The sequence below is a fragment of the Cobetia sp. 5-11-6-3 genome (assembly GCF_013374055.1).
In the GTDB taxonomy this organism is placed as follows: Bacteria; Pseudomonadota; Gammaproteobacteria; order Pseudomonadales; family Halomonadaceae; genus Cobetia; species Cobetia marina.
In genome coordinates this window covers 160,174-171,608 of sequence record NZ_BLWJ01000006.1, presented here as the reverse complement: position 1 = coordinate 171,608, position 11,435 = coordinate 160,174, and the positions used below count along the sequence as shown (strand labels likewise).

Below are 11,435 nucleotides of genomic sequence, written 5' to 3'. Positions count from 1 at the left end.
ACCTCGTGAGCGACTGCCGTGAAGAGCGCTCCCCCAGCCTGCTGGCCACAGCAAGGCTGGGGGTTCTACACTCGGACTGGCCACCAGCTTTCGCTCGTTGCCCGCAGGCGTCTTGCACCAAGACCAGAGCGCAGGCATCTCACCCTTCGTCGTCCATTGCAGCAAGGCCGTCCGCGATGGCCCGCTGACAGAGCACGAGTTCGTCATGCCCAAGAACATTGCCGTCTACCCCGGCACCTTCGATCCGATCACCAATGGCCATACCGACCTGATCGAGCGTGGTGCTCGCCTGTTCGACAAGGTCATCGTCGCGGTCGCCTACAGCCCGAGCAAGCAACCCGCCCTTCCACTGGAACTGCGCATCGAGCTTGCCCGACAGATTCTCTCGCATCTCGACAATGTCGAGGTCATCGGCTTCAGTTGTCTGCTGACGGAGCTGCTGGAACAGCAGAATGCGCGTATCATTCTGCGCGGCCTGCGCGCGGTATCCGACTTCGAGTACGAGCTGCAGCTGGCCAACATGAACCGGGCACAGGCGCCGCACGTCGACAGCCTGTTCCTGACCCCGGAACTGCAGAACTCCTATATTTCATCGACCATCGTGCGCGAAATCTCGCGACACGGGGGTGATGTGTCGCGTCTGGTGCACCCGATAGTGGCCGAGGCTCTTGCCAGCCACTTCAATCCGCCCGGCGCCGACACCGCCACAAGCTGAGGACACCACCATGGCCCTGATCATCACTGATGAGTGCATCAACTGCGACGTCTGCGAGCCGGAATGTCCCAATGGCGCCATCTCGCCGGGTGAAGAGATCTATGTCATCGACCCGGACCTGTGCACCGAGTGCGTCGGCCACTTCGATGAGCCGCAATGCCAGCAGGTCTGCCCGGTTGACTGTATCCCGCTCGACCCGGCCAACAAGGAAAGTCAGGAAGAGTTGATGGAGAAGTACCAGATCATCACGGCAGCGCTGGGCAACTGACCTGCACCTGCCCGCCACCACGAGCGCCTGCCCCGGTCAGGCGCTCGTGGTGGCCTGGCACTCCTGCAACGCCTGTAGAAGCCATGTCCTGACTCCCTCCTTGGCAGCATTCCTCTCCCTCCTGTCCTGTCGCCTCTCCTTTCTTCTCCCGCTTGCTCTTTTCTCTTCTATTGTTTTCTCTCTTCTCTCTTTTCAACCTCTTCCATCCTGCGTGCTTCGCGATGTGCGATGACCGCACGAGTCTCTATGCCAGCGGTCAGTCGCTGACACCGTGCAGGACGGCTCGCCTTGCGCGACTTCCCGGGAGGCAGGCGCCTCGCACTTTCATCAGCGATAAAGAATATGATGGTTGATAGCGCGACTATCGGTTAATTTCTGTTAGCACACAGTAACAGAAGTATTCTATCCTGTAGGGATACAGTCACCGATCGCCCTTCACGCGCACGGAATGCACATGTCATCACGCCAACTGCCGTCAGCCCTGAAAATGCCAGCCTTCAAAGCCCATACTCCACTTCCCGCCTCGGGATTGGTCGGTCTGGCCGGAATGCTGGTCTTGATGGTGCTGCTGATCCTGCTGCCACGCCCCGATATCTTCACGTCAGTCGCGCAATACCTCATCCCTCATTCACTGCTTGAGATCGGTGCGGTACTGGTCGCCTCGATGGCGGCCATTTCCATCTTCCAGGGCCATCGCAGCACGGTCCCCGTCAGCTTCGTGGTGATGGGCTGTGCCTTTCTGCTCTCGGCCTTCTTCGACCTGATTCATATCTTCAGCTATGACGGCATGCCGAACTTCGTCAGTGATGCGTCGGTACAGAAAGCCATCCACTTCTGGCTGGCGGGGCGGACGGCCTTCGTCGTGGCGCTGCTGGCACCCTGCCTGATCACCTCACGCCCGATGACGCGTCGCCGGCTGCCACTGGCGTTCGTCTTGACGCTAGTCATCGGCCTGCTGGTCAGCTGGGTAGGGCTCTATCATCTTGACTACCTCCCCGCGACCTTCATCCCCGGAAGCGGCCTGACGGCGTGGAAGATCGGTTACGAATGGGTACTGGCGATCGGATCCCTGATCGCCGCGATCCTGCTGCTCAGCTCCCGACGTCTGCCCGAGGGCACCAACATCAGCTGGCTGGCCGTCGCCGCGCTTGCCACTGGCCTCTCGGAGCTCTGCTTCACCCTGTATGCCACTGCCCACGACGTCTTCAATCTCCTGGGGCACCTGTACAAGGTGGCCGCCTACGGCATGCTCTACCACGCCATCTATTCCTCACGCCTGGTCTACCCCTACCAGCGACTCAAGGACATGAGCAGTGCGCTGGCAGAAGCGGAACAGCGCTGGCAGTTCGCGCTGGAAGGTTCAGGCGCCGGTGTCTGGGACTGGAAGCAGGACAGCGATCAGGTCTTCTACTCTCCGCAGTGGAAAGCGACGCTGGGCTATGAAGAAGAGGACATCGGCAGCAGCTTCGACGAATGGAAATCGCGCATACACCCTGACGACATGCAGCGGACGCTGGAAGACCTCAAGCAACACTTCGAGGGGCACAGCGTCGAGTACCGCAACGAGCATCGCATGCTGACCCGCAGCGGTGAATGGAAGTGGATTCTGGATCAGGGAAGAGTCGTCGAACGCTCACCGGACGGTCGACCATTGCGCATGATCGGCACCCACAGCGATATCGACTGGATCAAGGAACAGCAGCAACGCCTGATCACCAGTCGGGCACGGCTGCGCTCCATCTACCATTCGGCCCCCGTGGGCATCATCGTGGCAGATCGCAGCGGCACCATCGTCGATGCCAACTCCGCCATGCACAACCTGTTGGGCAGAGGTGAAGCCGAGCTCTTCCAGCAGTCCCTCTGGGGGCTGTTCTCCCTCGAGGAAGTCAGTCGCCTGAAGCGTGCCTGGGGGCAGCTCCAGCGCGAGGGCGGCAACTTCCAGGACGAATACCACATGCAGACCGCGCGCGGGCATCTGTTCTGGGCGGAAGTCACCCTTACTCCGCTTGAAGGCGAGGATCGCACCCTGGTGCTGGTCAACAACATCGAGGACCGTCGCCGCGCCATCGAATTGCTGGAGGAAAACGCGACGCTCTATCAGGAAGTCTTCAGTACCGGCAACGCCATCAAGCTGCTGATCGATCCGGAACTGGCTGAAATCATCGATGCCAACCCGGTCGCCGCCGATTTCTACGGCTACAGCATCGGTGAGATGTGTGGCATGCCCCTGGGACGCATCAACGTGCTGGCAAGCCAGACGCTCTCGAAGCGCATCCGTTCGGTAGTCAACCGTACTGACAACCACTTTGAGGCCAGCCATCAGCTGGCCAACGGCGAACTGCGTGACGTCGAGATCTTCACAGGCCCGGTTGACCTCAATGGCCGCACCCTGCTGTTTTCGATCGTGCACGACATCACGGATCGCAAACGCGCGCAACGAGACCTCCAGATCGCCAATCTCAAGCTGTCGCGCCTTTCGGAGAGCCGCACCCAGATCCATCATCTTTCGGAACGCCTGTTGACCTGCTCACGACTGGACGAGATCGTCACCCAGCTCAATGTGCGCCTGCCCAGCCTGTTCGCCGGCTGCGAGGGCACGCTGCAACTGGCAGATCCGGCGGATCACCAGCAGAAGACACATATCCAGTGGGGGACGGCTCCCACGGAAGTCTGCGTACTCAATCACTCACTGAGCGTCGGGGATACGGTGATCGGCAACTTCACGCTGCAGATCCCCTCTGACAGCGAGAGTCAGGAGCACCTCCGCCCGCTGGCAGAGGACGTCTGTCAATTGATCATGCTGGCGCTGGCTGACTTGCAACTGAAACAGGGGCTGGCCCATGAGGCACGTCGGGACACCCTCACTCGACTCTACAATCGCCGGCATCTGGATGAAGTGCTGCCACAGAAACTGGCAGAAGCCAGCATCGGCAACCCCCTTTCACTGGTAGTTCTGGATCTGGACAACTTCAAACAGGTCAACGATACCTACGGTCATGAGATGGGGGACCAGGTTCTGTCTCGCCTCGCCAGCATCATCCGCGAGTCGCTGCGCAGCTCGGATGAAGCCTGCCGTTATGGTGGGGAAGAGTTCGTCATTCTGATGCCGGGGGCCAGCGCTGCCGTGACACGCGCACGCGTCGAAGCCATCCTTGAAGCCTTCCGGGAAGAAAGTTTCGAGCATGACACCCTGGGACAGCTGACAGGGCTGAGCTTCTCCGCCGGCGTCGCCAATGCTCCCCACGACAGTCAGTCGACCGACACGTTGTTCAGCATGGCCGACAACGCGCTCTATCAGGCCAAGCGCTCGGGCCGTCAACGCGTTCTGTGCTTCAACAATCTGCCCCCCACCGAAGACCATCGAGTCACGACCTCTCCCAGATGAGGCCTCGTGATATTGCAGCGCTCGAGTTCAGCCTCTTTCCGCTGACCTCAAAGACGACACCGCCGGCCATGATGGCCGGCGGTGTCGTGTGCGGGGTCTTGTCACATTCCTGCATGGCTCTGGACAGGCGATGCTTCAAGTCGCCCCCCAGCGGGAGTCAGTCCCAGTCAACACGCGTCGTCTTGCAGCCAAGGCAGCGCGCGAAGGTTGCCTGCGCCGGTGTAGCCACCAGCACACGAGCAGTCTCATCGATATTCTGCCCCATGGCCGCGAACGGAGCCGAAACGACAAAAAGCGCTGCCCCCACGACCGTCGTCGCCAACAGCAGAGGGCGCCCGACAAGCGCATCAGCCACCATCATGCCGGCACTCGGAGTATCATCCCCCTGCTCGCTGGGCAACTCGATGGCATAGGCGGGAGATGCCAGCATCAGTGTCATGCCCGCAGCCGCGATTCCGTTGCGCAGCCACATGCCCGACTGAAAAATCATGGATTTCATGCTCAGGTCCCTTGCGTATGGACGCTCCAAGCGTCCCTGTTATGAGTCTATACACTGGGGCAAGCACCACCAGCGCCTGACAAGCCGTGTCATCCATCTCACGTTCTCTAGATTAGCGCTCCGAAAGCCATACGCCCAGCTCTCTCCCCTCATGCTGTGGTCAACGCCAACGGACTCACGCCGCGTCACCCGCGCTGCTCCTTTTACTGATTCAGCATCACCCACTACGGCAACGATCCCCAATGACCGATTCTTCACGACAAGCCGACCCCTCTTCTCCATCGGCCGCTCGCACCGACCGCCATCTCTGGCAGCTCGCCTGGCCGATCATCCTTTCCAATATCTCGGTGCCGTTGCTCGGACTGGTGGATACCGCCGTGGTCGGGCATCTGGAAGATGCGATCTATCTGGGTGCCGTCACGCTGGGCGCGGTGCTGTTCAGCTTCCTTTACTGGGGCTTCGGCTTCCTGCGCATGGGCACGACCGGCATGACGGCCCAGGCACATGGCCGTGGCGATCACGACCGGCTGCGAACGCTGCTCGGACAGGGCATTCTGCTGGCACTGGCCATCGGCATGCTTCTGATGCTGCTCGGCTCACCGCTCATTTCGCTGGGCCTGGGCTTGATGGAGGCCAGCGAGACCACTCGCGCACTGGCCCATGACTACGCCAGCATTCGCCTGTGGTCGGCACCCGCCGTACTGATCAATTACGTGATACTGGGCTGGTTTCTGGGCCTGGGGAATTCACGGGTGACGCTGGGTATCCTGGTGCTGACCAATGTGCTCAATATCGTGCTGGATCTCGCCTTCGTCCCAGGCCTGGGGATGACCAGTGATGGCGTGGCCCTGGCCAGTGTGATCGCGGATTACTGCGGGTTGGCGGCCGGCCTGTGGCTGGTGTCACGTCAACTCTCCCGCATGCCGGGTCACAGTGATCGCGCCGCCCTGTTATCACTGTCCGCCTGGAGCGTACTGATCCGCGTCAATCAGCACCTCTTCGTGCGCACCCTGTGTCTATTGGGCGCCACGGCCTATTTCACGTCCCAGGGAGCCAGCTTCGGGGACGAGACTCTGGCGGCCAATGCCGTGCTGCTGCAATTCGTGATGATCACGTCCTACGGGCTCGATGGTTTCGCGCAGGCTGCTGAATCCGAGGTCGGCCGCGCCGTGGGACAGGGAGACTGGCAGCGCTTCACTCGCAGCGTCAGGGCGGCTACGCGCTTCTCGTTGGTCACTGCCGCCGCCGCAAGCATGCTGCTATGGCTCCTTGGCCCGCAGATGATCGCCCTGCTGACGGACCTGCCCGAGGTACGACAACTGGCAATCACCTATCTGCCCTGGATGGTCGCCATGCCGTTGGTGGCCGTATGGAGCTACCTGCTGGACGGGATCTTCATCGGTGCCACCGCGACACGTGAAATGCGCAATACGCTGGTGGTCTCCCTGCTGGCATTCATCGGTCTGTGGCCCCTGCTCGAGAGCTTCGGAAATCATGGCCTGTGGCTGGCGTTCCTGCTGTTTACCAGCGTTCGTTCTGTCGTGCTCGGCGGCTACTATCTGCATCATCGCCGTCACCACTGGCGCTGAACCCTATCGAGCAGAGCACGCCCTGGGTTGATCCAGCGATGAAGTGCTCGCCAGGAGCATCGGAGCCCTACCCCTCGACCATCGCGCGATACTCTACTGCTATCGGATAGACTAATGTGAGCATGCCAACCCAACTCCCATACCGATAAAAAGCCACAGGGAGCATCACATGCTGCAATCGCTATCCCGGCCAGCCGTCAAGCTGGTCGAGCGCTATCTACCTGACCCCTATATCTTCGTATTGCTGTTGACCGTCGTCGCGGCCGCAGCCGCCATGCTGATCGAGCAACGCTCCCCCGCCGAGGTAATGCGCTACTGGGGCGATGGCTTCTGGAATCTGCTGACCTTCTCCATGCAGATGCTGCTGGTATTGATCTCGGGGTTCATGCTCGCCAATACGCCGCCGGTGAAGAAGGGCCTGGCCAGCATCGCCTCGCTGGCCAGAACGCCTGGCAGTGCCATCATGCTGGTCACCTTCGTCTCGCTGATCGCCAGCTGGATCAACTGGGGCTTCGGACTAGTGATCGGTGCATTATTCGCCAAGCAGCTGGCCAAGATGATCAAGGTGGATTACCGGCTGCTGATCGCCAGCGCCTACTCAGGTTTCGTGATCTGGCATGCGGGCATCTCGGGCTCGATTCCGCTGACCATCGCCACCGCGGGCCACTTCACCGAGGAGAGCATCGGCATCGTGCCCACCTCGGACACCATCTTTGCCTTCTTCAATATCGCCATCGTCGCGGCGCTGCTGATCATCATGCCGCTGGTCAATCGCGCCATGATGCCCTTCGAGAAGGAAAGCGTGTACGTGGATCCGGCCCTGCTGGAGGAAAAGCCCACCGAGATCAGCGACCAGCCTCGTCCCGCCGAGCGTCTCGAGAACTCACCGATCCTCGCCTGGGTCGTGGGGCTGTTCGGCCTCGCCTGGCTGGTGGATCACTTCGTGATTCGTGGCGGTGGCCTGAATCTCAACGTGATCAACTTCAGCTTCCTGTTCCTGGCCATCGTGCTGCATGGCACACCGCGCAAGCTGCTGGACAGTCTGAACGAGGCCATCAAGGGCGGCGCCGGTATCGTCATCCAGTTCCCCTTCTATGCCGGCATCATGGCGATCATGGTGCAGTCCGGACTGGCGACTACCCTCTCCGAGGGATTCGTGTCGATCGCCAGCGCCGAGAGCCTGCCGTTCTGGTCCTTCATCAGTGCCGGTATCGTCAATCTGTTCGTACCTTCCGGTGGTGGGCAGTGGGCGGTTCAGGCACCGGTCATGATTCCCGCCGCCCAGGCATTGGGTGCCGACCTGCCACGCGTCGCGATGGCCGTCGCCTGGGGCGATGCCTGGACCAACATGCTGCAGCCTTTCTGGGCACTGCCTGTCCTGGCCATCGCGGGCCTGAAGGCCAAGGACATCATGGGGTTCTGTCTGGTGCAGCTGCTGGTGACCGGTATCATCATCTCACTGGGGCTGACCCTTCTATGAGAAGGTCGCCGTGACGAAATATCTCTGATGAGACGTTCGAATGCCACGACTCCCGGCCCCTCGCAACGTCATGCCACCTGGCCCCCGGGGAGTGATTCCTCGGGGGCCAGGTCGTTCAGAGAGTGCTGATATGCCGCTCACAGGGTGCCAAGTGACGCCGAATCCCTCAGACTGTCAGGGACAAGAATCATCCCGCTCCGATACCCGTCCCCAGGGTCACTCGAGCCTTTCTGACCCTGACTCGCTCATCAAGGATTCCTGCATGAATGACACCCAGCCTGATCAGGCCACCCTCAATGACGCCCTCCCCGGTCAGCACCAGTTGATCATGACCGAGTTGATGACACCGGACATGGCCAACTTCAGCGGCAAGGTGCACGGTGGCGCCATTCTCAAGAAGCTGGATGAAGTCGCCTACGCCTGTGCCAGCCGCTACAGCGGCAGCTACGTCGTCACTCTGTCGGTGGACCAGGTGCGCTTCAAGCAGCCGATTCACGTCGGCGAGCTGGTGACCTTCCTGGCCTCCGTCAATCATGTCGGCCGCTCCTCGATGGAGATCGGCATCAAGGTCGTCGCCGAGTCCATCCAGGGTCGCCTGATTCGTCATACCAACAGCTGCTACCTGACCATGGTCGCGGTGGATCCGGACGGCAATCCGGTTCCGGTGCCGCCACTGAACCTGGAAACCCAGGAGCAGAAACTGCGCTTCCACAAGGCCGCGATTCGCAAGAAGCTGCGCAAGCAGGCCGAGGAAGAGGAAAAGCGTCAGGAATCGATGGAATTCTGAGACACCGATCTCGAAAGCCAGTGCAAGATGCGGAGTGCGAGGTAGTCGCCACGTGGCAATACTGGGCGGAACTCCGTCACCGCGAGACGAACGATGACTCCTTCACGAGCGGCACAAGACGCCATCTGGCAACGCCTGCTGGCTCGCCAGTCGATTGCCGGTGAGTCACTGCGCTATGGCGTGATCACCACCGGCATCTTCTGTCGTATCGGCTGTCCCTCACCGCCTCCACGGCGTGACAATGTCAGGTTCTTCCCTGACACCCGCGCCGCGCATGCAGCCGGGCTGCGCGCGTGCCGTCGCTGTCACCCAGAGACGGATTCATCCTCGGACAACCGCGAGATCCCCGACATGCCACACTGGCTCATCGCCGTCTGTCGGCAACTGGAAGCCGCCGTCGCCGAGAGCCGGCCGACACCGTCACTGAGCCGTCTGGCCATCCTCACGGGCCTTGGCAGCTCTCACCTTCAGCGCCGCTTCAAGGCCTGGCTCGGCCTGTCGCCCAGCGACTATGCCAGCGGACTGCGCCAGCTGCGCTTTCATGATCTGCTCGAACAAGGGCGCGGTGTCACCGACGCCATCCTCACGGCAGGCTATCGCTCCACCAGCCGTGCCCATGCACGCGCCGGCGGCATGACACCCAGCGCTCGTTCGAAAGGAGGCAGTGGCGAGACACTATTGGCGATGCACTGGCCATGCAGTTTCGGTATGCCCGAGCATCACTGCTGGCTGAGCGCCGCGCTCAGTGAACGTGGAGTGGTGGCCATCCAGCTGACGGATAGCCGTGATGCTGGGCAGAGTGCTCTGGAAGCTCGTCTGCCAGAGGCTGACTGGCAACAGGTGACACCCGATGACGAGGCAGGGCAATCACTGCATGCAATGCTCGGTGCGCGCCTGCTGGCACTCTGCGAGACTCCACAGACGAGCCAGACGCTCTTCATCGAGCTGCCGCTGGATGTCCGCGGTACCGCATTTCAGCTGCGTGTCTGGCAGCAACTGAATACCACCCTGAGCGGCGAGACCCTGACCTACCGGCAACTGGCTGAAGCTCTGGGGCGACCCACTGCCAGCCGCGCCGTCGCCAATGCCTGCGGCGCCAACCCCCTCGCCCTGCTGACGCCCTGCCACCGTGTGGTGCGTGGCGATGGTGGTCTCGGTGGCTATCGCTGGGGAGTGGAACTCAAGCAGGCAAGGCTGGCTCAGGAGGCCGAATCCTCCGACAGATCATGAGGCCCGCCAGCGCACAGCGGCTAGAGCGTTGTGCAACGCAACGGCGGCGGGGCATGCAGCACCTCACGGACGATCTCCAGGGCCCGCGTCAGGACCTCACGACTCTCGGCGGCACTCAGGCACAGCCGCAATGCCTGTGGTGGAGGTTCATTGCCGACACAGAAAGGCTCGGCACTGGTGACATGTACCCCGCGCCGAGCCAATGACTCGACCACAGCCTGGCTACGCTGCCCTTCGGGTAGCACCAGCCACAGATCGAACGATGAAGGCCGCGAAGAGAGCGTCCACTCCCCCAGCAGAGTACGTGCCAGTCGCTGGCGCGCCCGCATCTCCTCCACCTGCCAGTCCACCAACTGTGTCGCATTGCCACTGGTCAGCCAGGCGCAGACCGTTTCCATCAGCAGCGGTGCCACCATCCAGCTGTGACTGCGCAGCACCGCGCCAATCCGGGACAGCACTTCCACCGGGGCGCGCAATACGCCCAGACGCAGACCGCCAGCCAGCAGTTTGGAGGTACTGAAGACATACAGGGTGCGCTCAGGAGCCATCTGATAGAGCCGCGTGCCGCACTCCTCGTTGGGCAGATATTGCACCCCATCTTCCAGAATCCAGAAGTCATGATGGCGCGCGAGGGCGACCAGGGCCTCGCGCCGTGCATGAGACAACTGCGCCGCGCCCGGATTGTTCTGCTCGGCCATCACGTAGACCATCCTGGGCACCTGCTGGCGACACAGCCGCGCCAGAGCCTCGACAACCATGCCCTCCTCATCCAGCGGTACTCGCAGCAGCTTCAGGCCCCGCTCAGCACTCGCGGCGATCAGTCCGGGGTAGGTCAGCGCTCCCGTGACCACCGCCTCTCCGGGGGCCAGCAAGGCCGACAGCGCGAGAGTAATGCCATTCTGCCCTCCCTGCGTCAGCATCAGCTCCTCGGGCTCGACCGGCATGCCGAGCTCGCTCATCCAGCTCGCAAGCAATTGGCGATGACTGCCCACCCCGAATTCATTCTGGTATTCGACACTCCGCACCAATGCCTCGGGGGAGTGGCTGATCGCGGTCAGCGCCGCCGCCATCCCCTGCTGCCGCGCCGGATGCGGCGGTGGCAGGCTCATGGTGAGATCCATCACACCAGAGGATGCCGAAAGGGAGTCATCTGACTCCGCCGCGATCCCGAATGATGGCCTGGCACGCAAGGCATGTCCGAAGCGCCTGTCGGGCACAGGCCCCGCGCTGACCGGCGCATTGACGTAGGTTCCGCTCCCCACACGCGCCCTGACCAACCCATGTCGCTCGGCCTCGGCATAGCCGCGTGTCACGGTACCGATCGTCACACCCAGCGCATCCGCAAGTCGGCGTTGCGGCGGCAGTCGCTCATCCTCCTTGAGCAGGCCTGAGGCGATATCGAGGCGGATGGCCTCCGCCAGCGCACGGTAACGCGGCAGGGTGGGATCAAGTGCCGGAATCCACATTGTCATGGTGACAAAA

Annotated in this window: 9 protein-coding genes; 7 read left to right on the top strand and 2 right to left on the bottom strand. The window is 61.8% G+C overall.

The genetic code is table 11. From position 1 onward, the window contains the following. The first annotated feature begins 205 nt into the window (after positions 1-205). From coaD to HXS66_RS12025, 3 genes are all read left to right on the top strand, one after another. Positions 206-715, top strand: a complete 510-nt coding sequence (gene coaD / locus HXS66_RS12035) for a pantetheine-phosphate adenylyltransferase (RefSeq protein WP_077378212.1) — start codon at positions 206-208, stop codon at positions 713-715. 10 nt (positions 716-725) lie between these two features. Then, complete coding sequence (locus tag HXS66_RS12030; RefSeq protein WP_077378030.1) at positions 726-983, top strand: YfhL family 4Fe-4S dicluster ferredoxin; 258 nt, start codon at positions 726-728, stop codon at positions 981-983. Positions 984-1,437: 454 nt separating this feature from the next. Beyond that, entirely contained in the window at positions 1,438-4,368 is a 2,931-nt protein-coding gene (locus HXS66_RS12025; protein WP_176503620.1) for an MASE3 domain-containing protein, read from the top strand. 157 nt (positions 4,369-4,525) lie between these two features. Here the strand turns inward: HXS66_RS12025 and HXS66_RS12020 are convergent, their stop codons facing one another. Then, the gene (locus HXS66_RS12020; RefSeq protein ID WP_205632724.1) at positions 4,526-4,867 is read right to left on the bottom strand and encodes a hypothetical protein; all 342 of its coding nucleotides are present in this window, start codon (positions 4,865-4,867) and stop codon (positions 4,526-4,528) included. A 242-nt stretch (positions 4,868-5,109) separates the two neighbouring features. On the opposite strand from HXS66_RS12020, the gene HXS66_RS12015 reads away from it, so the two are divergent. The 4 genes from HXS66_RS12015 to HXS66_RS12000 all read left to right on the top strand — a co-directional run bounded on the left by HXS66_RS12015 (position 5,110) and on the right by HXS66_RS12000 (position 9,953). Then, positions 5,110-6,456 carry an MATE family efflux transporter gene (locus HXS66_RS12015; RefSeq protein WP_176503619.1) on the top strand — a complete coding sequence of 449 codons (1,347 nt, stop codon included), beginning with the start codon at positions 5,110-5,112 and terminating at the stop codon, positions 6,454-6,456. Positions 6,457-6,625: 169 nt separating this feature from the next. Next, positions 6,626-7,936 carry a short-chain fatty acid transporter gene (locus tag HXS66_RS12010; protein ID WP_077378019.1) on the top strand — a complete coding sequence of 437 codons (1,311 nt, stop codon included), beginning with the start codon at positions 6,626-6,628 and terminating at the stop codon, positions 7,934-7,936. A 262-nt stretch (positions 7,937-8,198) separates the two neighbouring features. Beyond that, positions 8,199-8,723: an acyl-CoA thioesterase gene (locus HXS66_RS12005; protein WP_077378016.1), complete on the top strand. Its 525-nt coding sequence runs from the start codon at positions 8,199-8,201 to the stop codon at positions 8,721-8,723. 93 nt (positions 8,724-8,816) lie between these two features. Then, entirely contained in the window at positions 8,817-9,953 is a 1,137-nt protein-coding gene (locus HXS66_RS12000) for a bifunctional transcriptional activator/DNA repair enzyme AdaA (RefSeq protein WP_176503618.1), read from the top strand. 20 nt (positions 9,954-9,973) lie between these two features. Here HXS66_RS12000 and HXS66_RS11995 read toward each other — a convergent pair whose 3' ends face one another. Beyond that, a complete protein-coding gene (locus HXS66_RS11995; protein ID WP_176503617.1) occupies positions 9,974-11,425 on the bottom strand; it encodes a PLP-dependent aminotransferase family protein in 1,452 nt (483 codons plus the stop codon). Positions 11,426-11,435 lie beyond the last annotated feature (10 nt).

What these genes read in the sequence shown, in the direction of transcription:
- coaD (WP_077378212.1), top strand. Translation starts at nt 206, where the DNA reads ATGCCCAAGAACATTGCCGTCTACCCCGGCACCTTCGATCCGATCACC.
- HXS66_RS12030 (WP_077378030.1), top strand. Translation starts at nt 726, where the DNA reads ATGGCCCTGATCATCACTGATGAGTGCATCAACTGCGACGTCTGCGAG.
- HXS66_RS12025 (WP_176503620.1), top strand. Translation starts at nt 1,438, where the DNA reads ATGTCATCACGCCAACTGCCGTCAGCCCTGAAAATGCCAGCCTTCAAA.
- HXS66_RS12020 (WP_205632724.1), bottom strand. Translation starts at nt 4,867, where the DNA reads ATGAAATCCATGATTTTTCAGTCGGGCATGTGGCTGCGCAACGGAATC.
- HXS66_RS12015 (WP_176503619.1), top strand. Translation starts at nt 5,110, where the DNA reads ATGACCGATTCTTCACGACAAGCCGACCCCTCTTCTCCATCGGCCGCT.
- HXS66_RS12010 (WP_077378019.1), top strand. Translation starts at nt 6,626, where the DNA reads ATGCTGCAATCGCTATCCCGGCCAGCCGTCAAGCTGGTCGAGCGCTAT.
- HXS66_RS12005 (WP_077378016.1), top strand. Translation starts at nt 8,199, where the DNA reads ATGAATGACACCCAGCCTGATCAGGCCACCCTCAATGACGCCCTCCCC.
- HXS66_RS12000 (WP_176503618.1), top strand. Translation starts at nt 8,817, where the DNA reads ATGACTCCTTCACGAGCGGCACAAGACGCCATCTGGCAACGCCTGCTG.
- HXS66_RS11995 (WP_176503617.1), bottom strand. Translation starts at nt 11,425, where the DNA reads ATGACAATGTGGATTCCGGCACTTGATCCCACCCTGCCGCGTTACCGT.